Consider the following 25,190-nt stretch of genomic DNA (forward strand, 5'->3'; position numbering starts at 1 on the left):
GAGACCGGGGCGCTCCATACTCTCGACCATGACGGAACGACGCGCGATCCTCAGCGGTTCGACGTTCGAGGAACAGATCGGCTACGCCCGCGCCGTGGTGGACGGCGACCGGGTGCACGTCTCGGGCACGACCGGGTTCGACTACGCCACCATGACGATCTCCGACGACGTGGTGGAGCAGGCCGAGCAGTGCCTGCGCAACATCGAGGCCGCGCTCGCGGAGGCGGACTGCACGTTCGCCGACGTGGTGCGCGTCCGGTACCTGCTGCCCGACCGCGCCGACTTCGAGCCCTGCTGGCCCGTGCTGCGGCGCCGCTTCGGCGAGGTGCGGCCGGCCGCGACGATGCAGGTGTGCGGGCTCGCCGACCCCCGCATGAAGATCGAGATCGAGGTCGACGCGCGGAGGGCGCGGAACGGGCGCGGCTAGCCGGCGGTGGTGAAGGAGCCGAGGAGGCCGCCGAGGTCACCGAGGCCGGACGTCGCCTCGCGGAGGCGGTCGGGCCAGTCGGGATCGGTGCGCAGGGCGCCCACCGCGGTCTCCAGCGCCTGCGAGGACCCCCACAGCGCGAAGTCGCGGGCGGCGAGGTCGCGCTGGTCGCGGTCCCACCAGGCGTTGACGGTGCGGAGCTGCTCGGCGAGCGTTTCGCCGGGAACAGCGCGCCCGTAGCGGCTCTCCCAGTCCCCGCTCAGTGGATGGCGTCCGCCGCCGGAGGTCGTCCGCTGCGCCTCGCCGAGCTCCTCCAGGACGAGGCACCAGCGGTACGGGGCGGCCAAGAACTCCATCTCGTCGGCGGAGCACGCGTCGCCGCGCAGGATCGTGACCAGATGGGCCGCCAGACCGGCGGGGGCGGCGCGGGACGCGACCGCCGCGTCCACCGCGTGCGAGACGGTGCAGTCGCGGATCCGGTGCGGCAGCCCGTCGAGGACGGAGGGGGCCGGGCGCGGGGAGCCCCAGCCGGTCAGGTGGGCGGCGGCGGCGAGCTCCGCCCACACCACCAGGTCGGGACGGTCGGACAGGGCGCGCTGGGCGGTGCGCATGTCCCGCAGCGTGCAGGGGGAGTCGTGGCAGTCCGCGCCGCACGTCCCGCTGCGGGGGGTCACCAGCACGCGGGCCGAGGCCGTCGGCGGCGCGGCCTCCTCCAGGTGCGAGCCGTCCGGCATCCGGACCAGGTGCGGATAGTCCATGCCGTCGGTGAACACCGCGCCCTCGCCCGGCGTGAGCGTGACGAGGAACTGCGACTGGGCCTCGGTGATGTTCATCGTGGCGCCGACCGCGTCCCGGTCGTCCTTCGCGGGCAGCCGGTGGACGATCTTGACGGCGGTGTTCTTGATGACGTCCGGGACGAGCTTGGACGGGATCTGCTCCGCCACGATCAGCCCCTCGCCGTAGGCGCGGATCTCCGCCAGCAGGCTCGCGAACGTCTCCACGGCGTGGGACGCGGGCCCGGCCTGCTCGCTGCGGCGCAGCAGCCGGTGCGCCTCCTCGAACACGCTGAGGTGGCGCAGCCCGGACGGGGCGCCCCGCCGCTGCCGCAGCCGCAGGTGCTCGACCAGCCGGACCAGGACGGTGCCCATCAGGAACGCCTTGTCGCGGTCGTCCCCGACGTCCTCGATCTCCAGGACGACGTTGCGGGCGAGCAGCGCGTCGAAGTCGATGGGGTGGCCGCCCTCGAAGAACCGCCCGGTGGTGCCGAGCCGCAGGCTGGACAGCCGGACCCGGATGAAGCCGCGCACGTTGTCGGTGATCTCCTGGCCGTAGCCGATCTCCTCGACGACCTGCTCGGCGGTGGCCTGCAGGTCGGCCAGCGTCGGGTAGCGCGGCACGGTGCCCGGCGCGGTCGGCTCCCCGAGCGCGAGGTCCCAGCCGAGCCGCTCGTAGCAGCGGGTCAGCGCCGCCGCGAGCACCTGCGGGAACGGCTCGTCGGCCTCGAACGCCGCGAGGAACAGGGCGCGGACGAGGTCGGCGTGCGTCTGCAGCGGGAACGGCCGCCCGTCCGGTCCGGTCGCCGGTTCGAGCGGGTTGATCCCGGCCGCGATCGCCTCCGCGTCCCCCGGGCGGATCGTGACGACCTCCGCGTCGGGGAGCCGCGCCGCCATCAGCCGGTACTCGGCCTTCGCGGGCTCGACCACGAGCCACGGCAGCCCCGCCGCGGACGCGGCCGCCAACAGCGACCGGACGGTCTGCGACTTGCCGGAGCCGGTCGCGCCGCACACGAACGTGTGCCGGTTCAGGCTGGACAGCGGCAGCGAGATCGGGCCCACGTCGCGGCGGTTGCGGTCCAGGACCCGTCCCAGCCCGACCCCGGTGTCCGGCGACTCGGGCGTGACGTCGAACTCCGGCCGCATCACGAACCGGACCCCGGCGATCTCCCGGACGGGCGGCCGGGCCAGCGCCGCGACGAGCTGCGTGCTCGCCTCGAACGGCCCCGCCGCGCCCGGGACCAGCGCGTACGGCAGGCGGCCGAGGTCCGCCGACGCGCACACGAGCGCCGCGACCCGCGCGGCGGCCCGGGGCGTCGCCGCCCCGGCCGCCAGGTGCACCCGCCAGAGGCCGGACGTGGCCGCCTGGCGCAGCTCGCGGTGCCGCCTGTCCATCCGGACGGCCGTGACGGAGTCCTCCGGCGACAGCTCCGCCATCGACCGGGCGCGCTGCTGCCGGTCGGCCAGGTCGTCGGCGAGACGCCGCGCCTCGTCCGGGTCGACGGGCTCGGCGACCAGCATCCAGGCGAACGGCTGCATCCACACCGAGAGCAGGCCGTCCTCCAGGGACGGCCGCGCGGGCTCCTCCGGCGGGGGATCCTCCACGAGCAGGCCGTCGGCGATGCCGCCGATGCTCACCCAGTGGGCCATCGAGTCCTCGCCGACGCCCTGGGGCAGCAGAATGCCGCGCCCGCCCGCGGGGAGGCTGAGGGTCGCGGCGGGCCCGTCGCGGTCGGCGAGGAGCCCGTCCCCGCCGACGAACACCTCCGTCGGGCCGAACGCCTCCGCGCGCCGCCAGCCGACGAGCACCGGGTCCCTGCCCGCGTGGTACGCCGACACCAGCGCCGCGAGCCGCTGGTCGCGCCACTCGTCCCGTCCGTCCGTCTCGTCCGGGCGGGGGACCTCCGTCAGCCGGCACACCGGAAGACCGCGCACGACGTCCCACATGGTCAGCCGCGCCGGCGGGCCGGGCCGGAAATTTTCGCGATCTCGCCTCGGTCCAAGGTCATGAGCAGTCAGGCTATTGAGCAAGGACCCCTTTGGGAAGGCCGATTCCTTACGAGGGGCCTGACAAGTCACATGTCAATCTGCTTGGGTTATTTGCGGCATACCGAGCGGGACGGGACGGGCGTGGCGATAACGCCAGCACCCGGACGGGGACGGGGGTTCAGATCGTGAGGGCCGGTCCGGTCGACCATGGGGGCTTGCTGTCACGCCGGGAACGGCTCTTCACCCCCGATCCCCGTCTCGGCTGGGTGTTCCGCGACCGCTGGTGGTTCCTGCACCCCTTCCCGGACGCGCCGCCCCGGCAGCAGGCGCTGCCCGACTACCTGGCGCGCCGGGTCGTGCAGACCGAGCAGCTCGCGCAGCGCAGGCTGAGCCGGACGCTCCCGGTCAGCGCGGCGATCGCGACGATCCTCGTGCTCTTCGCCGCCTGCTCGGCCGGCGGCTCCCAGGACGTCTCGATCGCCTCGCTCCTGCTGGCCGCCGTCGCCCTGGCCCCCGGCGCGGCGCTGACATGGTGGGCCGTGCGGCAGCGGCAGAGCGCCCGGCAGGCCCACGAGCTGGCCCAGCAACAGATCATCGGCGGCTACCAGGACCAGGCACGGCAGTGGCACGCGCGCAAGCAGGCCCACGACGCCGCGGAGCGCGCGCGGCTGGACGGCCTGCCCGAGTGGGGCGCCGCCCAGCGCCCCGGCCGCCGCCTGGACGTGTTCGGCGGGACGCTGTGGGCGTGGGAGGCGCTGCTCACCACCTACGGGACGTCCACCCTCGCCGTCCAGCCGCTGCTCGTGCTCGACCTGTCCCGCGAGGTCGTCAGCCGCGAACTGGTCGAGCTGGCGCAGGCGGCGTGGATGGGCGTGGACGCGCAACTGCTGCCCAGCCGCCAGGCCTCGTCCAGCCTGCTGGCCGACATGTCGCCCCGCGACCTCGTGGACGCGATCGTCGAGTCCATGCACGGCGGCACGCCCGACGCCGCGCGCGCCGACCGCAGCATGGACGACCGGATCCTGAGCAAGGTCTGCGACGCGCTCGGCGGCGACGTCACGCTCGGCCGGATCGCCGCGGCCCTGCGCGCCCTGATGGGCGAGCCCGACGACGGCGACGCGCTGACCCGCGAGGAGCGGAGGCGCATCGCCGGCGAGCTGTTCACCGTGGAGTACCGGCGGCAGGCCCACGCGAACCTGTCGCGGATCGAGTCCTACGTCCACCCGCTGGAGGACCTCGGGACGGCGCCCGCCGAGAAGGAGGGCGCCGGCTACCTGACCTGCGTCGCGCTCGACAGCCAGGCCCGCAACGTCCGCTCCGAGCTGCTGACCGACCTCATCGTCCAGTGGGTGACGCACCGCATCACCGCGTCGCGGGCCTCCACGCCCGCCCTCGTCGTCGCCGGCGCGGACGAGCTGGCCCGCCGCCACCTGGAGCGGCTCTCGGACGCCTGCGAGCGGCGCGGCGTCCCGCTGACCCTGCTGTTCCGCCGGCTGCGGGAGACGTCCGCGGAGATGATCGGCGGCGGCGCCGTCGCGTTCATGCGGCTCGGCAACCACGAGGACGCGGCCCGCGCGGCCGACTTCATCGGTCGCGACCACCGGTTCGTCCTGTCGCAGATCACCAAGAACGTCGGCGGGAACGAGTCCCACACCACCACCGACACCGAGGGCACGGGCGACTCGGAGACCTACAGCACCAGCCGCACGACCGGGACGTCCAGCAACTGGGGGACGAACCGCTCGTCCGGCACCAGCTACTCGGGCGGCGAGATGTTCGGCCTGTTCCCCGACCGCTCGACGTCCTACCAGCGCGGCAGCAACCGGGGCGGCTCCACCAGCCTCAGCGACACCGAGGGCACCTCCACCTCCACGTCCCGGAACTGGTCGGCCGCCTACTCCTTCGCCGAGGGGACCAACTGGAGCGACGCCGACACCACGCAGCGCGTGTACGAGTACGTCGTCGAACCCGTCACCCTCCAGCACCTGCCCGACCACGCCCTGCTGCTGGTCGAGTCGGCCCCCGGCGGCGGCCGCACGATCACGCCCGTCGAATGCGACCCGGCCATCATCACACTGGACCGCGTCACCACCGGCCCCCTCCCGGACCCGCCGCCCCCGCAGCCGGCGCTCCCCGCCCCTGGCGCGGCGCTGACCTCGCCCGGACCGGCGCCGCAGCCCCAGCAGTGGGGCGCGCCGTCCGCCCCGCAATGGGCCGGCCCGGCCACGCCGCCCCCGCCGCGGGCGCCCCTGTCGACCCGGCCGGGCCCGCCGCCCGGCCAGCAGACCGGCCCGCGGCCACCCGACGATCCCGGTCAGGGGCCGCCGCCGCTGTTCGGCGGGAGGACCTGAGCGGCTCGGCCGAGCCGTCGGCGGAGCGCCTGCGCCCGCCGCACGAGGGGCAGCGGAAGCCCGTCGGGCTGGTGCTCGATGCGGTGCTCCACGGCCGCGACCAGGTCCGCGCCGAACCCCATGCGCACCGCCGCCGCGTCCGCCCGCGCCTCGCCGCCGGCGCTCAGCAGGCGCGCGCCCAGCGACGCGGCGTAGGCGAGCGCGGCGGGCACCGCCACCAGCACCGTCACCACCGCGGCGACGACGGCCAGCAGCAACACTCCCAGGAAGCCGATCGGCCGGTGCCACTCGACGGCCCGCTTCCACATCGGGCCGATCGGGGACCACGCCGTGCGCAGCGCCCACTGCAGGCTCCGGTTCGGCAGCGTCACCTGCGCGTGGACGAACGCCGGCACCGCCCGCCACCCCTGGAGATGCCCCAGCTCATGGGCGAGGACGGCGGCGAGGTGTTCGGGCGTCAACGAGCGGGCCGAACGCGACGTGACCGCCACCGTGCGCGCCGACGGCCTGCACGCGTTCAGCCCCTCCGACTCGACGATCATGAGCCGGTAGCCGCTGACACCGGCGTGCTGCTGCACGTAGCGCCACGCGTGCTCCAGCCGCGCGCGCTCGTCGGCCTCCGGTTCCCGGTACCCGTACGAGCGCGGGGCGCTGAGGGGCGCCAGCAGCAGGAGCGCCCACACGGCGAGCACCGAGACCGCGCCCCAGAAGGGCCAGAGGGACCCCGCCCCGAACGCGACGGCGGCGACCACACCCCCTTCGGCCGCCACGACCAGCCCGATCGCGAAACCGGCCCGCCCGGCCGGCGTGCCCTGCGGCCGCCCCGGCGGAAGATGACGCGGCACCGGCACGTCCGCCTGGCGCGGCACCTCCGCCGCCCGTCGCTCCGGCACCGGCGGCCGACGCACCGGCCGGGCGGGCCGCGGCGCCGGAGGCCGCGGAGCATGGGGCTTCCGTAGACCCGGCGTAGGGGGCGCCGACGTCTCCATCCGGGCCTCCTGCAAGGACGGCGGCTGAGCGGCCAGCGGCGGCGCCCCAGGCCGCGGCGGCGATACGGGCGGCCGCGGTGCCCGAGACCCGCCGAGCCCCCGCGGCGGCGGAGGTGCGGGCGATTCGAGCCGAGCCTCCTCCCGAGGCGGCGTCTGCGCGGGCCGTGGTGGCGGAGGCGCAGCAGGTCGCGCCGGTTCCGGACGCGGCGGTTCCGGGTGTCGGGATGGCGCGGGTGGGTGCGGCGGGCGCGGGGCGCCGAGGCTCGGCGGGGGAGGCGTGGGTGGTTCGGGGAGAGCCTCTTGCAAGGGCGGCTGCGACGCGGGCGGCGTCTCCACCACAGAGGGCGGGGTGGGCTGGGGCGCGGGGTGAGGCGGCTCGGGCTCTGGCGGCGGTGGTGAGCCCGGTGTCCGTGGTGCTTGTGGTGAGGGCCCGGGCCGTTGTGGACGGGGGGTGGGGGCCGGCGGGGGGTCGGCGCTCAGGGAGGCGCGGCGGCGGGCGCGGGAGTCGTAGCGGCGCGACTGGTCGGTCCAGGTCTGGCCGTCCCAGTAGCGCTCGCGTCCCATCCGCTCTGGATCTGGGTACCACCCAGGTGGTGCGCTCACCGGAACCCCGCCTCCCGTAAAGAACAGATCAAGGCTTGCGCACGCCGCGACACAGCGTCAACACGGTGGTCACAGCTTGGGGGTGAAGGGGCGGCGATGGGCGGGATCGTCCGGCTCGGCGAGGCCGCGCAGGGCCGTCTCGACGAGTTCGATCCCCTGGAGGAGGGAGACGAGGCGGGCGCCCTCGCGGCGGTAGGCGTCCAGGACCGACTCGACGCCGTGCGGGGGGACGACGTCCCCGAGATCGACGCGAGCGGTCCGGAAGCCCTCCCGGGCCGCCTCCACGGACGCGTGGACGTGGTGGCGGGCCATGCGGGCGAGGGCGATGGGGTAGCGGCGAAGGACGCCGTAGCGGCGGTACTCGGGCGGGACGAGTTCCAGCAGCCAGGCGAGCGCCGTGTCCACGAAGCGGTCGGTGCCCGGTGGATGCACCTGCGAGGGCCAGCCGGGCGGAACGTAGGTGCTCACGAGGGCAGGATAACCCGGACTCGAACTTATGTTCGAGAGCGCGCCGGCGCGGTCATTCGGACGGCGGGGTGCGGCGGATCCGGATCTTGCCGGATTCCAGGTCGTCGCGGGCGTTGCCGGATCCGGTCTGCTCGTGGTCGTCCTGGCGCAGCACCTTCTGCCGCTCCTGCTCCTCCTGCTTGACCTTCTTGGAGCCCTCGAAGGCGGAGGCGAGGTCCTCGAACATGCCGCCGCCGAAGCCGGCGCCGGTCTCGCCATCGCCCCGGATGGCCCCCATCAGGGACGACTTGCCCGTCCCCTCACGGGGCCACTCGATGGTCTCCGGCTCGGCCGCCTCCGGGCGGTTGCCCATCGGGCGGCCCTTGACGCGCTTGCGGCGGCGAAAGGGTGGCTTCACACACTCTCCAACGCGATGAGTCTCCAGAATGATCCCAGCGGACCTTCAGGTTACGAACGACCACCGGGTGGGAGAACCGGTGAAATCTCCCTGGCGCAGCCCGAACACCGACTGTGGCCGCACCGCGACGGTGGCGTTCACCTCCGGATCCAGGAAATCGACACGATAGCGCGTGGCGTACTTGGAGTTGACCAGGTCGATGAACCGCTGTAGTTCCCGCTGTTCGGTGACGATCTCGGCTCGCCCCTCGATGACCACCGGGTTCTCGGCCTCCTCGGTGGTGACCACGACCTGCGGGTTCCCCCGCAGGTTCACCATCTTGCGGGACGGCACCGCGCTGCTGAACAGCAGTGCCTCCCCTGACCAGGCACCCCAGACCGGCATGGCGTGCGGTCGTCCGTCCGGCCGCACCGTGCACACCCAGAAGTTCCGGGCGGCCCGGAGCCGCTCCACGGCCCAGGACCACGGGAGCAGGCCGCTCCCCTCGTGCGGTCCCTGGATGCCGTAACCCGGCATGTACGGACGTTCCGCCTTAGGTTCGACGGGCTGGACGGGCTGGACGGGCTGGATGGGCTCCGGTTCCGCAGCGGCGCCGGCGGCCGACATGGCGTTCCTCCCTCGGTCGTGCACTGTCCCGTCCCATATCGTTACAGACCTTGGCGTCTCGGGGTGACGCTCGGTGGCTCGTTGGGAGCGCCCAGGCGCGGTAGCCTGCGGGACGTGCGCCTATCCCATGTCATCTCCGCTTTGGAGGAGCTCTATCCACCCGCGTGGGCGGAGTCCTGGGACGCCGTCGGCCTCGTCTGCGGCGACCCCGGCCAGGACGTGGGACGGGTGCTGTTCGCGGTCGACCCCGTCGCCGCCGTGGTCGACGAGGCGCTGGAGTGGGAGGCCGACCTCGTGGTCACCCACCATCCGCTGCTGTTGCGCGGGGTGCATTCGGTCGCCGCCACCACGCCCAAGGGCCGCCTCGTCCACCGCATGATCACGAACGGGATCGCGCTGCACACCGCGCACACCAACGCCGACCGGGCCGTCCCGGGCGTGTCGGACGCGCTGGCGCGGGCCGTCGGCCTCACCGGCGGGCTGCGCCCAATGGTCCCCGCGGACGACGACCCACGCCGCGGCCTCGGCCGGATCGGGGAACTGGACGAGCCGGTCGCGCTGCGGGAGTTCACCCGGCGCGCCGCCGCCGGACTGCCGTCCACCGCGTGGGGCGTGCGGGCGGCCGGCGACCCGGACCGTCCCGTCCGCACCGTCGCCGTCTGCGGCGGCGCCGGCGACTCCCTGCTCGGCACCGCCCAGGCGGCCGGTGTCGACGTCTACCTCACCGCCGACCTGCGGCACCACCCCGCGTCGGAGTTCGCCGAACAGGGCGGCCCGGCCCTGGTGGACGCGGCGCACTGGGCGACCGAATGGCCCTGGCTCGCCGACGCCGAGCGGCGCCTGGCCGGGTCGTCCCCGGAAGCGGGCAAGTTGGAGACCCGGGTGTCCACGCTCGTCACCGACGCGTGGACACTCCACGACGAAGGAGCACAGTGAAAGCCGCACCGCAAGCCCAGCTTCGCCTGATCGACCTGCAGGACCTCGACAGCTCCCTCGACCGGTTGGCGCACCGCCGCCGCACGCTGCCCGAGCTGGCGGAGATCGAGCGGCTGGAGGGCCGGCTGACCGAGCTGCGCGACGCGATCGTCGCGGCCGAGACGGAGGTCGGCGACCTGCGGCGGGAGCAGAAGAAGGCCGAGCAGGACGTCGACCAGGTCCGCACCCGCGCCGACCGCGACCAGAAGCGGCTCGACTCGGGGCAGGTGACCTCGGCCAAGGACCTCAGCAGCCTGCAGACCGAGATCGAGTCGCTGCACCGCCGCCAGTCCGACCTGGAGGAGGTTGTACTGGAGATCATGGAGCGGACCGAGGAGGCCGAGGGCCGGGTCGCCGCGCTGAACGCGGAGCGGTCCGGCGCGCAGGACGAGCTGGCCGGGCTCACCGAGCGCCGCGACGCCGCCCAGCGCGAGATCGACGACGAGGCCGGGACGTCGAGCGCCGCGCGCACCGCCGTCGCCAAGGACGTCCCGGACGACCTGCTCGCCCTCTACGAGAAGCTGCGCGGCCAGTTCGGCGGCGTCGGCGCGGCCAAGCTGTACCGCGGCGCCTGCCAGGGCTGCCACCTCGCGCTGAACACCGTCGACCTGAACCGCATCCGGGCCGCCGCCGAGGACGAGGTCATCCGCTGCGAGGAGTGCCGCCGCGTCCTCGTCCGGACGCCCGAGTCGGGTCTGTGAGCGCCGGCAGGAAGCTGGTCGTCGAGGCGGACGGCGGTTCGCGCGGAAACCCCGGTCCCGCCGGGTACGGGGCGCTCGTCCGCGACGCGCTGACCGGCGAGGTGCTCGCGGAGGTCGCCGAATCGATCGGGCACGCCACCAACAACGTCGCCGAGTACCGGGGACTGATCGCCGGGCTCGCGGCGGCCGCCGGGGTCGACCCGTCCGCCCGCGTCGAGGTCCGGATGGACTCCAAGCTCGTCGTGGAGCAGATGTCGGGCCGCTGGAAGATCAAGCATCCGGACATGGTGCCGCTGGCGCTGGAGGCCCGCGAGCTGGCGACCGCGCTGGGCTCGGTGTCCTACAGCTGGATCCCGCGCAACCGCAACGCGCACGCCGACCGGCTCGCCAACGAGGCCATGGACGCCGCCGCCCGCGGGGAGCACTGGACGCGCAAGGTCGAGGAGGCGCCGGAGGAGCCCGAGCCGCCACCCCGGCCCGCCTCGTCCACCCCGACGACCACGCTCCTGCTACGGCACGGCGAGACGCCCCTGTCGATCGAGAAGCGCTTCGCCGGGATCGGCGACGCCCCCCTGACACCGCACGGCCTCGCCCAGGCCCGCGCCGCCGCCCTCGCCCTCAAGGACCGGGGGATCGACGCGATCGTCACCTCGCCCCTGTCCCGCTGCCGCGACACCGCCGCCGAGGTCGCCGCCGTCACCGGCCTGGAGGTCCGGGTCGAGGACGGCTTCCGGGAGACCGACTTCGGCGACTGGGAAGGGCTCACGTTCGCCGAGGCGGGCAAGGGCTGGCCCGCCGAGCTGAAGGCGTGGCTGGCCGACCCCGACGCCGCCCCGCCCGGCGGGGAGAGCTTCGCCCAGGTGTCCCGCCGCGTCCGCACGGCGCTGGACAAGCTGAAGGTCCGCTACCGCGAGCAGACTGTCCTGGTCGTCTCGCACGTCACCCCGATCAAGCTCCTCGTCAAGGACGCCCTGGGCGCCCCCATGCCGTCCCTGTACCGGATGCACCTCGACGTGGCGGCGCTGACGTCCATCGACTGGTACGCCGACGGCCCGGCGACCCTGCGTGCCTTCAACGACACCCACCACCTACCCGCCTGACCGGTGACGGGTGCGTGTGCGGCACACGGAGCCGCTAACCTTGTTGGACGGCGGACGAGCCGGCCGGACGGCCGCGTCGGGGAGCGATCCCCGTCGAGGAAAGTCCGGGCTCCACAGGGCAGGGTGGTCGGTAACGCCGACCCGGGGTGACCCGCGGGACAGTGCCACAGAAAGCAGACCGCCACCGGTTCGCCGGTGGTAAGGGTGAAACGGTGAGGTAAGAGCTCACCAGCGCCCACGGTGACGTGGGCGGCTAGGTAAACCCCACCCGGAGCAAGGTCAAGAAGGGGCCCCGCAAGAGGCCCCGCGCAGGTGCCTGAGGGCGGCCCGCCCGAGCCTGCGGGTAGACCGCTGGAGGCCGCCGGCAACGGCGGCCCGAGATGGATGGCCGTCACCCGCCGCCCCGCAAGGGACGGCGGACACAGAACCCGGCTTACAGGCCGACTCGTCCGCCCCAATCCCCCTGACCTGCGGCGCGGCTCTCATGAGCCAGTCGAGTTCCGTCCTGGTTCCGCTTGCTCCGGGACGAGGAGGCTCTCGATCGCCCCGCGGCCCGCTTCCTCGTCGTCCGGGAACAGGTGCCCGTAGGTGTCCCATGTCTCGGCCATCGTGGCGTGCCCTAGGCGACTCTGGACGACCTTCGGGTTCAGGTTCGCCCGGATGAGCCCGGACGCGTAGAAGTGCCTGAGGTCGTGGAACCGCGTGCCCTCCGGCAGGCCGGCCTCCTCGACGGCCTCGCGCCAGCAGGTGTTGAACGACTTCCGCTGAGCGATGCGGCCGCACCGGTTCGTCACGAGTACGCCCTCCGGCCCCGGGGTCCATCTCGGCCGCTGCATGTGCCGCGTGATCTCAGCGAGGATCAGGTCATCGGCGGGGATGCGCCGCCGGGATGCCTTCGTCTTCAGCGGCACGAGCTTCCCGCCCTGCGCCTGTTCCTCAACGCGGACGATCCGACGCAGGAAGTCGACCCGCGCGACGGTGAGGCCGAGCGCCTCGCCCTCGCGCAGGCCGAGCCCGGCGCCGAGCAGCACCGTGACGCGATAGCGCCCCGTGATGGCGTCCGCCAGGGCGAGGACGTCGGCCGCCGCCATTGGTACCACGACGCGCGGCTCGACACGGGGGAGCGGTACCCGTGCGCACGGGTTCGCCGGGATCATCCCGTCGTCTACTGCGGACTGCAGGACGGACCGCAGGACGGCGAACACGGTGTGCACCGTAGAGGCCGCCAGTCTGTCGGCGAGCATCCCGACGAACGCCTTCATGTCGCTGCGCTGGAGTTCGCCGAGGCGCCGGCGGCCGAACATCGGCAGGATGTGCGTGCGTAGGTGGCTGCCGTAGGTGTCGGCCGAGTTGGGGCGTAGGTGCACCTGGGCGGGGAGCCACTTGCCCGTGGCGTAGTCCTCCAGCGTCGTCCGGCCGCGCTTCTGGTCGACGTACACCCCGCGTAGGCGGTCGGCCTCCTGGGCGGTCGCGTGCGCCTGGGCGTGCGCCTTGACCCGAAACGCCTTCGTCTTCTCCCGGCCGTCCGACCCCGTCCAGCACGCGAGCCACCGGCACGCCTCGCGGTTACCGCTGTTGTCCGGGTGCTTCGCCGTCTTTCGCTTCGGCTCCCCGGACGTCCACCACAGGTCTTTGACGCGCGCCACGTCAACGCCTCTCGTCGATCCGGCGCCACTCCTTCGAGCGGGAGCTACGGAGGTATTCGAGGCTGTCCACGTGGACGACGCGCCGCTCTGGCTGCCCGTTCTCCTGCGTCCGCTCAAAGGTCACGGTCTCGTCCGGAATGCGTGTCTTCCCGAACTCATGCTCTGGGACTTCGCTGGTGAAGACGCGTAGGTCGGTTCGACCTTCGAGGAAGTACTCACCACGGATCCAGGCCCGGACGGCTCGCGTGCTGTCGACATGAGCAGGCACCGCCGGATACTCCTCGTCATCGATCGGGACGAGCAGGTGAATCGGGGCGACGTCGAGCGCATCGGCGAAGACGAGCAGTTCGTCGACCGTCACCATGCGACGCCGGCGACCATCCTTTCCCTTCCGGCCGTGCTCGATGTTCTCGATGACGTTGCCAGTGAGCTGGTCGGCACCGCTCTTCTCTGCACAGACGCGAGCGAGGTCGTCCAAGGACCATCCCCGCTTCTTCCGAAGCTCCTTGATTCGCTGGCCCACGGCATCGCTCGGACTCTGTAGTTCCGTCATATCGACGGAGCATACGGAACGACTTGACGGGAAGTCCAGTCGCCCCCCAAGATTCTCGGTAGCGACGGGAAGTTCCGCCGCATCGGTTGGAATTTTCCGCAGAATCGACGGGAGACGACTGTCATGGAACAGGCAGCGGTTGCCGACGGCGAACGCCACCTCACCCCCGAAGACCTCTCCGGGCGCTTCGGCGTTCCGGTCAAGACGGTCTACGACTGGAACAGCAAGGGCACCGGCCCCCGCTACATGAAGATCGGCCGCCACGCCCGCTACCGGCTGGCCGACGTCATCGCGTGGGAGAACGACCGCTACGCCGAGACGGGCGGAGCGGCGGCCTGATGGAGACCAAAGAGAACCGCCCCGGGGACGAGACCGGGGCGGTAGGGGACGAGCGGCCGAGCAGGCACCACGTCGAGACCACGATACCCCGCCAGCACGTCGACGAGCTGCTCACGCTCGCCACAGCCGCGGCGGAGATGGTCGACGATATCCAGGGCCAGCAGCGCCGAGAGTCTGCCGCGTTCGGGGACGGCTACGCGCTCGGCCTCGCCGCCGGCGTCGAGGTCGGCCGTGACCAGGCGGAGACCGATATGGCCGAGGCGTGGCGCCCGGTCGCCGAGAGCGTGCGCCGTCTCGGCCGGACGCTGACGTTCGAGGAGATCGAGCGCCGCCGCTGGGACGGTCGCCGCGAGGACTTCGGACGCCCCCGCCCCGGTGACCACCCGGGTGGGCCCGTGGACTGGACGACCGGGCGAGCGCTGGGACGGGGGAGCGCCGCGTGACCGCACCTCCCGGCGCCGTCCTGCTCGACCAGTTGCGCGCAGCGCTCGCCCGGTACGTGATCCTGCCGTCCGCCGAGGCGGGGGACGCCGTGGCGCTGTGGGTCGCGGCGACGCACGCGCAACCGGCGTGGCAGCACGCGACCCGGCTCGTGATCACCGCCCCGGAGAAGCGGTGCGGCAAGTCCCGCTTGCTGGACATCGTTGAGACGACGTGCCATGACCCGTTGATCGCAGTGAACATCTCCCCTGCCGCGCTCGTCCGGTCGATCACCGACGACCCGCCCACCCTGCTGCTCGACGAGGCTGACACCTTCTTCGGCAAGAAGGCGGCTGACAACCATGAGGACTTGCGCGGCCTGATCAACGCCGGTCACCAGCGCAATCGTCCCTACGTGCGGTGGGACGCCGCGCTACGACAGCCCGAGCACTGCCCGACGTTCTCCATGGCCGCGCTCGCCGGTATCGGCTCGATGCCCGACACGATCGAGGACCGGGCGGTCATGGTGAAGATGCGGCGCCGCGGGCCCGGTGAGCGCGTCCAGCCGTTCCGCACCCGCCGCGACGCCCCCGCGCTGCACGAGTTGCGCGACTGCCTGACTGCGTGGATTCGGACCCGCCTGGACGCGCTCACCGACGCTGAGCCTGACATGCCGGTAGAGGACCGGGCGGCCGACAACTGGGAGCCCCTGATCGCTGTCGCCGATGCCGCCGGCGGGTCGTGGCCCGACCGGGCCCGGACCGCGTGCCGGGTGCTGACGAACGCGGCCGAGGAGGACACCACGCTCGGCGTCCGGCTGCTGGCCGACCTGCGGCAGGTGTTCGGCGATGCCGAGGCGCTGCACGGGGCGACCATCCTGGACGCGCTCTGCAAGCTCGATGAGTCGCCGTGGGCGGACTGGTACGGGCGTCCGTTCAACGCGCGTGATCTGGCCAAGATGCTCAAACCGTTCGGCGTCGCCTCGCTCGACGTCAAGGAAGGCGGCATCAACCGGAAGGGCTACCGCCGGGAGCACCTGTACGACGCTTGGAGCCGCTATCTGCGTCCCGAGCAGGAGGGGACCGCTACCGCCGCTACGTCCGCTACTGCGCAGGTCAACGGCATGGCCGAGGTAGCGGGTAGCGGACAGCGAACGCTACCCGCTACCGGTGCCCCCTCTCTGACCAGGGACGTAGCGGAAGTAGCGCGAGTAGCGGAACCCCCCTGCTGTGCAGGGTGCGGGAGTCCGATGGATCCGCAGTTGGCCGCGGCTGGAGACACCACTCACCCCGGGTGTGATCCGGCATGAGTGCCACGGACACCGACCTGCGCGAGGCGGTCGAGCGCCGTCTCGCCGAGCGGATCGAGCAGGCCCGCGAGCGCCGGGGACGGCGTGACGCGATCCGAGACGAGAAGGCCCGTCGCCGGACCGCGGGACTCCAGAGCAGGCACGCGCGCAAGCTCGCGCGAGAGAGGAACCGGTCATGACCGTCCGCTACGCCATCGCCAACGGGGAGATGGATCCGGAGTGCATGAGGTGCGGTGGCTGCATCGACGTGCGCGGCGTGCTGCTGCTCGACGAGGACGACGTGATGTGTCGGCGCTGCGTCCCGCCCGCGGCGGCTCAGGTCGCCGAAGCACTCCAGTCCGTCTACGACGTCATCGTCCTGGACTCCCCGGCCGCCGACCAGGCGCACGCCATCGCGCAGAGCCTGCGCTGCCTCGCCGAGATGTCCGACCGCATCCAGAGCGGAGAGGCCACCGTGCGCAAGCGCGTGACCCTCGTCGCCTTCCCCTGGCAGCCCGATCTCGCCGGAATCCAGGTCGACTACCAGGTCGACAACATCTGTGAGAAGGAGAACTGATCATGGCCCAATCCACCAAGGACGTCCTGTCCACGATGCTCGCCGCAACCGCGAGCGCCCGCACGGCCTACGCCACCGCCAAGACCGAGCGCGGACTCAACCGGGTTCCCGGGTCCGCCCGCGACCTCGTCCAGGCCGTCGAGCGCCGCCTCGCCGAAGTCGAGTCGCTCATGCAGTCGGCCGGCGCCAGCGTGCCCAGCATCATGAGCAACGTCCGCGTCTACCCCGAGGGCCGCAAGGCCGCCGCGCAGGCCGCCGTCGCCAACGTCGAGCGCGACATCGCCGAGAAGACCGCCGCCGCCGAAGAGGCCATCATCGCCGCCCGGGGCGTCCTCACCGCCGCCGCGCTCCGTCGCATCGACCCCAAGCGCGAGGCCCTCGCCCGGCAGGACGCGATGATGATCCTCGACCGCGCAGACCCCCGCACCCGCGCGGAGGTCATGTCCCGCCTCGCCGCCCGGCAGGACGACGTCGGCGCCCTCGTCGCCTCCGAATGGGGACGGGACTACCTCACCGCGACCGGCGAACCGGCGCCGCTGGTCGAGGCGTCCCACACCCTCACCGTCCGCGCCGCCATCGAGGCCGCCGCCGCGCAGGACATCGACGCCGAGCGCCGAGAGGCCGCGCTGCACCTGGACACCCTCGACAACCTGCACGGCGTTCGGGACAGCGTCACCCTCGGCGCTCGCGAGGTCATCGAGAGCCTGCGCAGCGAGTACGACCTCAGCAGCGAGCCCCGCGACGACGTCAGCGAGGACGACGTCAAGGCCATGGGTGGCGAGCCCGCGCCGATGCAGTTCTGACCCCCAAGACCGGTCGCCCGCGCCTCGTACAGCAGGGAGCGCGCGGGCGGCTCCCCGAAGGAGAACGACATGACCGACCCGATGACCGGGATGCGCGGCCTGCGCGAGTCCATCGCGGGCAAGTCCGCGCAGCTGCTCGCGCACAAGGTCGACCACAACGGCAAGCCTCTCCCCGCGCCGGCCGCCGAGATCGAGCAGGAGGCCGAGAAGCCGCGGTTCCAGGGCGCCGCCGACCAGGGGGCCCGGGAGCGACGCACCGGTACCGTCCGGCCGCCGGACGCGCTGCAGGAGGCGGAGGCCCGCGGCGACTGGGCGACCGCCCGGCACCTCAAGTCCGAGCAACTCGCCAACCTGCCCAAGCCCGAGGAGAACTGAACCGATGACCGACACCACCGTCAGCGCCGCCCGGACCGCCCTCGGACTGACCGAGGAGAGCCGCCAGGAGGCCGAGGAGCGCGCCGCCCGCGAGCGCGCCGCACAGCAGCAGGCCGACCGGCACGCGGCCGAACTCGACCGGCTCGCCGCCGAGAGGGCCGCCGCCGAGCAGGCCGACCAGCAGCGCGCTCGGGGACAGCTCGCCACCGTCATGCGGGAGATCCGCGAGCAGATCGACGGAGCGCGGACCACCGCCATGCAGGCCGTCCGAGAAGGCACGGACCCGGTCGGCGCGTGGACGCGGTACCGCCTCACCGCCGCGGAGGCCCGCGGACGCTGGGAAGGGTTCGTCACCACCTTCCAGGCCGCCACCGGCCAGACCGCGCCGCCCGGACCGACCTACCCGCCCCTCGATAAGGAGGGGCTCACCGAGTTCCTCGCGCTCACGCTCCGAGCCGCTGAGGCCGAGGCGCGCCAGGCCGCCAACAGGGGGATGCAGGAGGAGTTGGGGGCCTCCCGGATAGCCGACGAGGCCCGCCAGCGCCGCCGGACCGAGAAGGCCGCCGAGCGCGCCGCACGGGCCGCCATGGAGGCCGCAGGGAAGGAGCCCCCGCCCGACCCGAAGGCAGGCCACCGCGAGTGGGTCGCCTACGCCGAGCGGGCCCACGGTGCCAACGCCATGACGCTCGGCAGCGTCAGCCGTGACGAGCTGGTCGAGCGGTACGGACTCATGGCCGACGAGACCGCACGACGTGCCGCCCGCGAGGTGCTCGACGGCGCCTGATGTAGACCACCGACCGCGCCCGTTGGGGCCCGCCATGGCGACAGGGCGCGGTCGGACCCCGCCGCCGGTGGTGGTCGTGCCTCTCTCCTCCACGGCCACCACCGCGCGGCTTACGACCAGGACGACCACGACCCGAGGCCCGAACCGACCCGACGAGGGTGGGGGACGACCCCTAGATCAACTAGGGGCGTCGACCGTGGGGGAGGGCGCTGTCCGGTCGCTACAGCGGTTGGACTCAAACGCGATCATGAAAGGAGGGCGTCATGCCCGGTCCGAAGGCCGACCCGTCCAGGCCCTACAGCCGCCACCGCGAGCGGGGATCGAGCGCCCGGAAGGTGGTCGTCCTGCCCGAGCGGTGCGACCTCCCCGCCCCGGAGATGCCCGCCGGCCGCGAGTGGTCGGAGGCGGAGCGGGACCGGTGGGCGGAGCTGTGGTCGTCGCCTCAGGCGGTCATGTGGGACGTCTCGTACGTCTCGGCGGTCGCGATGTACGTCTCGCACGTCTCGGCGGTGCTGGCCGGTGCTGCGTCCGCGTGGCACGCACAGGAGTCCCGGCACCTCGCCGAGCAGCTCGGCCTCACCCCGCGGGGGATGCTGGCGCTCGGGTGGGTGCTGGAGCCGCCGGAGCCGCCCGCGCAGGAGTCCGCCACGGTGACGCCGATCCGGGGCGCGTGATGGACCGCCGCGCGATGCGGGCGCGGCTCGTCTCGGCGCCGCCACCGCCTGCCGATGCGGAGGGCCGCCCGCCGGTGCCGGGCCGCTTCGCCGAGTTCCGTGCGCTGGAGTGGATCGAGCGGGACGACCTCCCGCCCGGGTTCGGTCCGGCCGAGGCTCTGCGGAGCCACCAGGCCGCCCCGGAGACGCCGGACGAGTGGCAGTGCCGCGCCGCCGTCCGCATGGCCCGCCGCCGGTGGCGCCAAGCTCGCCATGCGTGGGCGAAGGCGAACCGCTACGACGTCCGGGAGCTGCCCGTGAGCGGCCCTCAGCGCTGACCCCGGACAGTCCACAGCCCCCGGCAACCGCGCGATGCCGGGGGCTGTGGCGTTCGTGGGCTACTCGGGCGCCTGCTCGCGCTTCGCTCGCTCGGCGGCCCGCTCGATGATGTCTCCGCACGCCGCGATCGTGTCGGTGTCCTCCTCGCGCTGCCCGTGCCCGGACTCGGTCACGACCGCGTCCAGGAACGCCGTGTAGGCCGCGAGAGCCTCCGGCAGGCCCGGGTTCTCAAGGTCGTACCGGTTGCGCCTACTCGCCACGGGCCACCTCCCGGAGCTGGGCCGCGAGCCCTTCGGGGGTGTCGGCGCTGAGGTCGGACGGCCGGTTGAGGATCTCGCGGGTCAGGGGCCCGCGGGTCGCCCACCAGCGCCCTGTGTCCCGGGTCCGGATGATCGACCATCCGGGAAACTCGGCTTTCAGGCGCGACTTCGTGTCGGCGACGCTCGCATCGTTTGGCGTCGGCTCCATGGCGCGCGTGCGCCTCTGTTCATCCATCGGGGGTCCCTCCCGTCGCTGAACGTGACGGTTACCGTACGCCTACTTGTACATGCCCGTCCATGGACGAGCGTATCTATCTAGCGTTATGCCTGGTCACCTATGGTCCCGATCATGGGGCAGATCACCGACGGGCCGGTTCCGAAGTACCGGCAGCTCGCCGAGATCCTGCGCGCTCGGATCGAGGCCGGCGAGCTGGCGCCCGGTGACCCGATCCCTTCGGAGACGGCGCTTGAAGCGGAGTTCGATCTCGCCCGCGGGACGATCCGGAAGGCAATCGCGGCTCTGCGCGAGGAGGGCGTCATCGTCACCACGCGCGGCAAGGGCTCGTACGTCGCCGGTGCCTGATCCGGCAACCCGCGTTGCCGCGATGGCAACTCGCGCAGGTCAGACCACCTGCGTCGTGTTCATCGTGACGCAGGTCCGGACCTGGGTTGAGCTGGACCATATGCAGGTCGGCTGGCCGTTCGTGCGCTCGACCGTCTCCCGCCAGACTTCGGCGCGCTCCGGCTCGGGGACGGCCGTCAAGGCGCGAGCCTGGCCCTCGTTGGCCGGGGCGGGCAGACCAGCGACCGTTACCGTGGTAACGGTCTGAGCGGCGCCGATGAGCTGGCGGGCGCGGCTGTCGCTGAACCCCCACCGCTCCCGGCAGTACTCCTCGAAGGTGCCAAAGTCGGCCCGGTACAGGCGGCCGTCCCGGATCCGCAGCAGGGCGTTCCCGACCATGTTCCCGGCGCCGCGGAGGAGGTCGGACGGACCGGGCACTGCCTGGCGCGTCATCCCCAGGTGCCAGCCAGCGGCTGGTACCTCGCGTTTCCGCAGGTCGTTCCGCCCTAAGGTTCTTTAGGGCCGTCTGAGCTGCATCTCTGCGTGCGGGCCGGACCCTCCGTGACCAGCAGAAAGCCCCGCCGGTTGAGGTGATCTCAACTCGTGCGGGGCTCTCGCATCAGACGGTCGTTCTGACGGTCTCCTCCGTGCGCTACTCGACGGCCGCCACTGCCACGACGTACCGCGCGAGCGTGGCCTGACCGCGCGTCATCGTCACCAGCGCGTCCCCCAACGCCTCGTCGATGGCCTCGCCGTCGCCGCTCTCCAGCGCGGCGATGACGCGCTCGAACGCGGCGCACCCGGCGTCCATGGTCTGCGCCGCCCGGTCCGCTCCGACCGCCCGGAGTTCAGCGGCGAGTGCCGCGTGACGCTCGATCAGCCGCCGGGCCCGCTCTATCTCGCGGACGGTCTTCGGCTCGCCGTCCGGCCACTCGCCGGGGATGGTCCCCGTGACGGGCAGCTCGTCGGCGCGCTCCCTCGCCGCCTCGTCGGCGCGGCGCCCGGCCTCGGTGAGGGGCTCGGCCGTGGGGAACGCGTGGTCGCGCGGGCAGTCGAGCCGCGCCCGGTCGTTCTCGTTGGGCAGGTACTCGTACTTGACGGTTCCGCAGTTCTGGCAGGCCGGGGCGCACGTGACGCACGCGAACACCTGCGCGCCGAGTGCCTCGCCGGCGGCCACGGACCGGGAACCGGCGCCGAACGCGGTCCCGCAGGCGACGCACGCGAGGCCGTCGAGCTGGCGCTCGGTGAGGGCCGACACGTCCGGGATGGGGTGGGTAGGCTTGTCGCTCACGGCGGAGGTCCCTTCCGTCGAGGCCCCGGCCGGTGTTGCAGTCACCGTGTCCGGGGCCGCTTTATGTCCAGGTCATCCCGGACTTTCGTATTACGGTAACTCTCGATTCGACCTACCGCAACCAGAGTTTCCCCGGTAGATGCGCGTTTTCGTATTACGCTAGCCCGGACGAGAGGGGAGTCCCGATGGTTGAGAAGCCCGTCCGGTCCGTCCGGGTGCCCGATGGCCGCTGGAACGCGGTCAAAGACAAGGCCAAGCGTGAGGGCAAGACGACGTCCGACGTCGTGAACGAAGCGCTGGAGGAGCACCTGCAGAAGGACGCCAAGAAGCGCGGCAAGTAGGGGTAGGCAGCCCTCAGTTCCGTCTCAGTTCCGCCAGAGGTACGGCAGAGGCCGGAAACGCTCGGAACTATCCGGAACGAAAACCGCAGGTCAGGGAGGATGTCGGGGAAGCGTCGCAGGTCAGGGAACCGCGTTCCGCTGAACCCGGCTTACAGGCCGGCTCGTCCGCCCCCAACGCCAGAGAGATGCCTCTCGGCCAGTTGGTCTGCTGCGGTGGTCACGGCCACCGGATGGCCGCTGATACGAATCCGTCGGCGTGACATCAGCCGACGACCCGAACTCTGCGCGGGCTTTCTGAAGGCGATCGGGCACCGTCGTACGCGCCGCCGGATCTGCGTCCGGCTCTCCCATTCTGCTGGAGCCTCGGGCAAGAAGGCCGAGAAACTCCGCGCGGGGACGTGCCATGCCGGCGGTCGGAGGTGGGGCCCGGTGATGGCCGGGCCCCTGGTGGTGCTGGAGTGGGACGCTGTTTCGGACTCGCCTTTCGACGTGACCCGCGCGGTGTCCCCTGGTCGATTCGCTCCCTACGGCCGGATGGTCTTCGATCCGTCGAGGTGCGTGATCGTCTTGCCGTCGGTGCTGACGTGGACCCGCTCGCCGCCGGGGCCGTTGCTGTAGCTGACGGCGTTCGGCTCCACGGGGGCGGGCGACGCGCCGTCCTGCGGCCGGACGTGCTTCGTTCCGTCCGGGTACGTGGTCGTCGTGCCGTCCTCGCTGAGGGTGACCTCCTCGCCGCCGGCGGTGCGCCGGAAGCTGATCGCCTTCCTCGCGGTCATGACAGGACCTCCTTCGTTGTGATCGGGCCACGGACCTTGACCGCGGCCGTTTCTTGATCGCAACCGTCCGGGGGCGCCGGTCTTCGGCAACCGCCGGACCGTGCCGGCCGGCAGGCGGCGGGAGGGTTTGGGGATAGAGACTCTCTCGAAACAGGTCATGGGACACAGAGGGCTTCATACGGGACGTTTACCGTCCTGGTATGAGCTGATCGCCCTGATCGGTGACGGCGGCGGGACCGGGGTGCTGGAGTCCCGTGGAGAGGAGCGACGATGATCGTCATCGTGTTCGTGGCCCTTGTGCTCGCCGGGGTGCTGGGGAGCCTGGTGTACCTGTGGGACTTCTCGCGGGCCAGCCGGCGCGACGCGCTGTTCCTGCCGGCGACGGATCGGCGCTCGCGCCGGGCGCGCAAGGTCACGGGGATGTACGTTCGCGGCTCCACGCGCGACGAGGACGAGCTCGTCGGGCGCTGGTAGACCGGGAGCGCGGGTCGTCCCGCCGGGGGACGACCCGCGCCTTTCAGGTGAGGGTCTGCGGCGCCGCGTCCGGGACGGGGACGAAGACGCCGCCGGACTGGTCGAAGACCTCGACGGTGGCGGTCCCGAGGTCCAGGTAGAGGCCCACGAGTTCGATGTCGCCGGACTCGACCCGCTCCCGGAGCCACGGGTAGGTCAGCAGGTTGTCGAGCTGCTGCATCACGTTGATCTTGCAGAGGCGGGCGAGGGGCGGCTCGTCGCCGGACGGGTCCTCGCCGAGGAAGCGGGCGAGGCTGTGGTTGCCGTGCTTCAGCCAGCGCGACAGGCCCTCCAGGTGCTCGACCTCGGTGCCGCCGGCGAGCAGCGCGGCCATCGCCCCGCAGTTGGAGTGGCCGCAGACAGTGATCGTCTTGATGTCCAGGACGTTGACGGCGTACTCGACGGTGGCCGCCACGGAGTCGTCGGGCGTCCGGGAGCCGTGCCGGGGGACGAGGGCGCCGACGTTGCGGTTGATGAACAGGTCGCCGGGGCCGCTCGCGGTGATGATGTTGGGCACGATGCGCGAGTCGACACAGGTGATGAACAGGTGCTGGGGTTTCTGCTCCATCGCCAGTTCGGCCATGATCGGGCGGACGAGCGGGGCCGTGCGCCCGTGGTACTCGCGGACGCCGTTCAACAGGACGTCCGCGGGGGACATCTCGGGTGCGTCCAGCTCGGTCTCGGACCGCCGCCGCCGGTTGGACCAGGGGGCCCACCAGCGAGCCGGGGGCGGAGTCTTGGCCGGTTGGGACATATCGCCTGTCACAGCTCTTTCATACCAAGCCTCATGAACCTCGTCGATGTCGACCCTCCCCCCTTGGCGTTCGTGGGCGAGCCGCCACCGGTGGACGGCGTCGAACGCGGCGTGGTCCATGAAGTCGACGTTGAGGTCCAGGTCGACGCTGCCGTCCGCCGGGATCCGCTGCAGAGCGCGCGACACGCGGGGGACACCGAGGAAGGTGAACGTGCCCTCGACGACCACGTGCCAGCGGTCCGGGGCGGGGGCGTCACCGGGGGCCGGCACGAGTCGCTCCGTCCGGACCGTGAGCCGGGTGAGCCGCCGTAGGGCCAGCACCGCGATGAGCCCGATGCCGAGCAGGACGCCCTCGCCGAGCCCGAACAGCACGACGCCGCCGAGGGTGACGAAGTAGGCGGACGCCTCCCGGTGGTGGCGCAGGGCGCGGACCCGGGACAGGTCGGCCAGCCGGACGCCGAGCACGACCAGCAGCGCGGCGAGCGCCGCCAGCGGGACCTGTTCGATGAGCGGTCCGCAGGCCAGGGCGAGGATGAGGACCCAGATGCCGTGCAGGACGGGGGACAGCCGCGTGCGGCCGCCCGCCTCGATGTTGGCGGTGCTGCGGACGATCACGCCGGTGATCGGCAGCCCGCCCAGCACGCCGGAGACGGCGTTCGCGGCGCCCTGTCCGAGCAGGTCCCGGTCGAGGTCGGCGGACGGGACGCCGGCCGGGCGGGAGCGGTCGACCGCGACGCTGCACAGCAGGGACTCGACCGCGGCCACGAGCGCCACGGAGATGACCGCTCCGGTGATACCGAACAGTGTCCCCTGCGGCATGACGGGGAGGCTCCAGCCGTCCAGCAGCGAGGACGGCAGGTCGACGCGCGGCACCCGCCAGTCGAGGGCCCAGGCGAGGGCGGTGGCCAGGGCGACGGCGGGCAGCGGGCCCGGAACGAGGCGGAGCGCCCCGCTCTTGGGCAGCCGGGACCAGCCCAGCACGACGAGCACGGTCAGCCCCGCCACCAGCGCTGAATGCGTGTGCGGCTGCGCGAGCTGGCCCGGCAGTTCCCGCAGGTTCGCGACGGCCGACTGTTGGGGGCTGCCGCCCAGGACCACGTGGACCTGGGCGAGGACGATGACGACGCCGACCCCCGCGAGCATGCCGTGCACGACGGCGGGGGAGACGGCGAGGGCGGCGCGCGCGACCCGGCTCGCGCCCAGCACGATCTGCACGAGTCCGGCGAGCAGGGTGATCGTGCAGGTGGCGCGCCAGCCGTAGGTCTGCACGAGGCCGGCGACGAGGACGGTGAGCCCGGCGGCGGGCCCGCTGACCTGGAGCGGCGAGCCGCCGATCAGGCCCGCGACGACGCCGCCGACGACGGCGGCGATCAGCCCGGCCGCGATGGGTGCGCCGGAGGCGACGGCGATGCCCAGCGAGAGCGGGATCGCGACGAGGAACACGACGAACGAGGCGAGCAGGTCGCGCCGGAGCGTGGATACGTTCGGTGGCTTAAAAGTCACGCAACGTATTCAATCACGTACGTGGTGCCTCCCT

General features: G+C 72.7%; 31 protein-coding genes, 1 other RNA gene and 1 pseudogene. 19 read left to right on the forward strand and 14 right to left on the reverse strand.

Translation table 11 applies throughout. The annotated features are described in order from the left end of the window. Positions 1 to 28: 28 nt before the first annotated feature. The gene (locus AB0H37_RS14560; RefSeq protein WP_329087815.1) at positions 29 to 427 is read left to right on the forward strand and encodes a RidA family protein; all 399 of its coding nucleotides are present in this window, start codon (positions 29 to 31) and stop codon (positions 425 to 427) included. Here AB0H37_RS14560 and AB0H37_RS14565 read toward each other — a convergent pair. Further along, positions 424 to 3,135, reverse strand: coding sequence for an ATP-binding protein (locus AB0H37_RS14565; RefSeq protein ID WP_360612991.1), 2,712 nt, complete (start codon positions 3,133 to 3,135; stop codon positions 424 to 426). The two genes, AB0H37_RS14560 and AB0H37_RS14565, sit on opposite strands and share 4 nt — an antisense overlap. A 269-nt stretch (positions 3,136 to 3,404) precedes the next feature. Here AB0H37_RS14565 and AB0H37_RS14570 point away from each other — a divergent pair, with 269 nt between their 5' ends. After that, positions 3,405 to 5,540 (forward strand): hypothetical protein, encoded by a 2,136-nt coding sequence (locus AB0H37_RS14570; protein ID WP_360612993.1) that lies wholly within the window; start codon positions 3,405 to 3,407, stop codon positions 5,538 to 5,540. On the opposite strand, the gene AB0H37_RS14575 is transcribed toward AB0H37_RS14570, so the two are convergent. From AB0H37_RS14575 to AB0H37_RS14595, 5 genes and pseudogenes are all read right to left on the reverse strand, one after another. After that, positions 5,504 to 6,385 (reverse strand): M48 family metalloprotease, encoded by an 882-nt coding sequence (locus AB0H37_RS14575; protein ID WP_360613234.1) that lies wholly within the window; start codon positions 6,383 to 6,385, stop codon positions 5,504 to 5,506. The genes AB0H37_RS14570 and AB0H37_RS14575 overlap by 37 nt on opposite strands. 657 nt (positions 6,386 to 7,042) lie before the next feature. Then, positions 7,043 to 7,132, reverse strand: a pseudogene (locus AB0H37_RS14580) (DUF2510 domain-containing protein); the annotation flags it as partial. Between the two features lie 69 nt (positions 7,133 to 7,201). After that, positions 7,202 to 7,600, reverse strand: coding sequence for a hypothetical protein (locus AB0H37_RS14585; protein WP_185026136.1), 399 nt, complete (start codon positions 7,598 to 7,600; stop codon positions 7,202 to 7,204). A 52-nt stretch (positions 7,601 to 7,652) separates the two neighbouring features. After that, complete coding sequence (locus AB0H37_RS14590) at positions 7,653 to 7,997, reverse strand: DUF6191 domain-containing protein (protein ID WP_179836412.1); 345 nt, start codon at positions 7,995 to 7,997, stop codon at positions 7,653 to 7,655. 45 nt (positions 7,998 to 8,042) lie between these two features. Beyond that, a complete protein-coding gene (locus AB0H37_RS14595) occupies positions 8,043 to 8,603 on the reverse strand; it encodes a pyridoxamine 5'-phosphate oxidase family protein (protein WP_360612995.1) in 561 nt (186 codons plus the stop codon). 114 nt (positions 8,604 to 8,717) lie between these two features. On the opposite strand from AB0H37_RS14595, the gene AB0H37_RS14600 reads away from it, so the two are divergent. The 4 genes from AB0H37_RS14600 (at position 8,718) to rnpB (ending at position 11,831) form a co-directional block, all read left to right on the forward strand. Then, entirely contained in the window at positions 8,718 to 9,539 is an 822-nt protein-coding gene (locus AB0H37_RS14600) for a Nif3-like dinuclear metal center hexameric protein (RefSeq protein ID WP_179836410.1), read from the forward strand. Further along, positions 9,536 to 10,279, forward strand: a complete 744-nt coding sequence (locus AB0H37_RS14605; RefSeq protein ID WP_179836409.1) for a C4-type zinc ribbon domain-containing protein — start codon at positions 9,536 to 9,538, stop codon at positions 10,277 to 10,279. Before AB0H37_RS14600 ends, AB0H37_RS14605 begins: the two co-directional genes overlap by 4 nt. Continuing rightward, complete coding sequence (locus AB0H37_RS14610; RefSeq protein WP_329087833.1) at positions 10,276 to 11,379, forward strand: bifunctional RNase H/acid phosphatase; 1,104 nt, start codon at positions 10,276 to 10,278, stop codon at positions 11,377 to 11,379. Before AB0H37_RS14605 ends, AB0H37_RS14610 begins: the two co-directional genes overlap by 4 nt. 55 nt (positions 11,380 to 11,434) lie before the next feature. Further along, positions 11,435 to 11,831, forward strand: an RNA gene (rnpB, locus tag AB0H37_RS14615) — RNase P RNA component class A. Positions 11,832 to 11,861: 30 nt separating this feature from the next. Here rnpB and AB0H37_RS14620 read toward each other — a convergent pair. Together AB0H37_RS14620 and AB0H37_RS14625 are read right to left on the reverse strand one after the other, a co-directional pair. Further along, on the reverse strand, positions 11,862 to 13,025 hold the full coding sequence (locus AB0H37_RS14620) for a tyrosine-type recombinase/integrase (RefSeq protein ID WP_360612998.1): 1,164 nt from the start codon (positions 13,023 to 13,025) through the stop codon (positions 11,862 to 11,864). 1 nt (position 13,026) lies between these two features. Then, the gene (locus AB0H37_RS14625; RefSeq protein WP_360613000.1) at positions 13,027 to 13,578 is read right to left on the reverse strand and encodes a helix-turn-helix transcriptional regulator; all 552 of its coding nucleotides are present in this window, start codon (positions 13,576 to 13,578) and stop codon (positions 13,027 to 13,029) included. 123 nt (positions 13,579 to 13,701) lie between these two features. Here AB0H37_RS14625 and AB0H37_RS14630 point away from each other — a divergent pair, with 123 nt between their 5' ends. The 10 genes from AB0H37_RS14630 to AB0H37_RS14675 all read left to right on the forward strand — a co-directional run bounded on the left by AB0H37_RS14630 (position 13,702) and on the right by AB0H37_RS14675 (position 19,155). After that, on the forward strand, positions 13,702 to 13,917 hold the full coding sequence (locus AB0H37_RS14630) for a helix-turn-helix domain-containing protein (protein WP_360613002.1): 216 nt from the start codon (positions 13,702 to 13,704) through the stop codon (positions 13,915 to 13,917). After that, entirely contained in the window at positions 13,917 to 14,360 is a 444-nt protein-coding gene (locus AB0H37_RS14635) for a hypothetical protein (RefSeq protein ID WP_360613004.1), read from the forward strand. The genes AB0H37_RS14630 and AB0H37_RS14635 overlap by 1 nt, the downstream gene beginning before the upstream one ends. Then, on the forward strand, positions 14,357 to 15,646 hold the full coding sequence (locus AB0H37_RS14640) for a DUF3631 domain-containing protein (protein WP_360613006.1): 1,290 nt from the start codon (positions 14,357 to 14,359) through the stop codon (positions 15,644 to 15,646). Before AB0H37_RS14635 ends, AB0H37_RS14640 begins: the two co-directional genes overlap by 4 nt. Then, positions 15,643 to 15,825: a hypothetical protein gene (locus AB0H37_RS14645; protein ID WP_360613008.1), complete on the forward strand. Its 183-nt coding sequence runs from the start codon at positions 15,643 to 15,645 to the stop codon at positions 15,823 to 15,825. Before AB0H37_RS14640 ends, AB0H37_RS14645 begins: the two co-directional genes overlap by 4 nt. After that, complete coding sequence (locus tag AB0H37_RS14650; RefSeq protein ID WP_360613009.1) at positions 15,822 to 16,202, forward strand: hypothetical protein; 381 nt, start codon at positions 15,822 to 15,824, stop codon at positions 16,200 to 16,202. Before AB0H37_RS14645 ends, AB0H37_RS14650 begins: the two co-directional genes overlap by 4 nt. 2 nt (positions 16,203 to 16,204) lie before the next feature. Continuing rightward, positions 16,205 to 17,005, forward strand: coding sequence for a hypothetical protein (locus AB0H37_RS14655; protein WP_360613011.1), 801 nt, complete (start codon positions 16,205 to 16,207; stop codon positions 17,003 to 17,005). A 69-nt stretch (positions 17,006 to 17,074) separates the two neighbouring features. Next, positions 17,075 to 17,380, forward strand: a complete 306-nt coding sequence (locus tag AB0H37_RS14660; protein WP_360613013.1) for a hypothetical protein — start codon at positions 17,075 to 17,077, stop codon at positions 17,378 to 17,380. Positions 17,381 to 17,384: 4 nt separating this feature from the next. Further along, positions 17,385 to 18,164, forward strand: coding sequence for a hypothetical protein (locus AB0H37_RS14665; protein WP_360613015.1), 780 nt, complete (start codon positions 17,385 to 17,387; stop codon positions 18,162 to 18,164). Between the two features lie 263 nt (positions 18,165 to 18,427). Beyond that, a complete protein-coding gene (locus tag AB0H37_RS14670) occupies positions 18,428 to 18,838 on the forward strand; it encodes a hypothetical protein (protein ID WP_360613017.1) in 411 nt (136 codons plus the stop codon). Continuing rightward, complete coding sequence (locus AB0H37_RS14675; RefSeq protein ID WP_360613019.1) at positions 18,835 to 19,155, forward strand: hypothetical protein; 321 nt, start codon at positions 18,835 to 18,837, stop codon at positions 19,153 to 19,155. Before AB0H37_RS14670 ends, AB0H37_RS14675 begins: the two co-directional genes overlap by 4 nt. A 60-nt stretch (positions 19,156 to 19,215) precedes the next feature. Here the strand turns inward: AB0H37_RS14675 and AB0H37_RS14680 are convergent, their stop codons facing one another. Continuing rightward, positions 19,216 to 19,416: a hypothetical protein gene (locus AB0H37_RS14680; RefSeq protein ID WP_360613021.1), complete on the reverse strand. Its 201-nt coding sequence runs from the start codon at positions 19,414 to 19,416 to the stop codon at positions 19,216 to 19,218. Then, positions 19,406 to 19,651, reverse strand: a complete 246-nt coding sequence (locus tag AB0H37_RS14685; RefSeq protein ID WP_360613022.1) for a hypothetical protein — start codon at positions 19,649 to 19,651, stop codon at positions 19,406 to 19,408. Before AB0H37_RS14685 ends, AB0H37_RS14680 begins: the two co-directional genes overlap by 11 nt. 114 nt (positions 19,652 to 19,765) lie before the next feature. Here AB0H37_RS14685 and AB0H37_RS14690 point away from each other — a divergent pair, with 114 nt between their 5' ends. After that, on the forward strand, positions 19,766 to 19,999 hold the full coding sequence (locus tag AB0H37_RS14690) for a GntR family transcriptional regulator (protein WP_360613024.1): 234 nt from the start codon (positions 19,766 to 19,768) through the stop codon (positions 19,997 to 19,999). A gap of 39 nt (positions 20,000 to 20,038) precedes the next feature. Here AB0H37_RS14690 and AB0H37_RS14695 read toward each other — a convergent pair whose 3' ends face one another. After that, a complete protein-coding gene (locus AB0H37_RS14695; protein ID WP_360613026.1) occupies positions 20,039 to 20,431 on the reverse strand; it encodes a hypothetical protein in 393 nt (130 codons plus the stop codon). A gap of 199 nt (positions 20,432 to 20,630) precedes the next feature. Further along, positions 20,631 to 21,269 carry a hypothetical protein gene (locus AB0H37_RS14700; protein WP_360613028.1) on the reverse strand — a complete coding sequence of 213 codons (639 nt, stop codon included), beginning with the start codon at positions 21,267 to 21,269 and terminating at the stop codon, positions 20,631 to 20,633. 185 nt (positions 21,270 to 21,454) lie between these two features. Here AB0H37_RS14700 and AB0H37_RS14705 point away from each other — a divergent pair, with 185 nt between their 5' ends. After that, entirely contained in the window at positions 21,455 to 21,610 is a 156-nt protein-coding gene (locus AB0H37_RS14705; protein WP_360613030.1) for a hypothetical protein, read from the forward strand. Positions 21,611 to 22,134: 524 nt separating this feature from the next. Here the strand turns inward: AB0H37_RS14705 and AB0H37_RS14710 are convergent. Further along, entirely contained in the window at positions 22,135 to 22,386 is a 252-nt protein-coding gene (locus AB0H37_RS14710; RefSeq protein ID WP_360613032.1) for a hypothetical protein, read from the reverse strand. A 270-nt stretch (positions 22,387 to 22,656) separates the two neighbouring features. Between AB0H37_RS14710 and AB0H37_RS14715 the strand changes: the two genes are divergently transcribed. Further along, on the forward strand, positions 22,657 to 22,860 hold the full coding sequence (locus AB0H37_RS14715) for a hypothetical protein (RefSeq protein WP_360613034.1): 204 nt from the start codon (positions 22,657 to 22,659) through the stop codon (positions 22,858 to 22,860). 43 nt (positions 22,861 to 22,903) lie between these two features. Here AB0H37_RS14715 and AB0H37_RS14720 read toward each other — a convergent pair whose 3' ends face one another. Then, positions 22,904 to 25,156 (reverse strand): bifunctional SulP family inorganic anion transporter/carbonic anhydrase, encoded by a 2,253-nt coding sequence (locus AB0H37_RS14720; RefSeq protein ID WP_360613035.1) that lies wholly within the window; start codon positions 25,154 to 25,156, stop codon positions 22,904 to 22,906. Between the last annotated feature and the right edge of the window lie 34 nt (positions 25,157 to 25,190).

This window comes from Actinomadura sp. NPDC023710 (assembly GCF_040639875.1).
In the GTDB taxonomy this organism is placed as follows: domain Bacteria; phylum Actinomycetota; class Actinomycetes; order Streptosporangiales; family Streptosporangiaceae; genus Spirillospora; species Spirillospora citrea.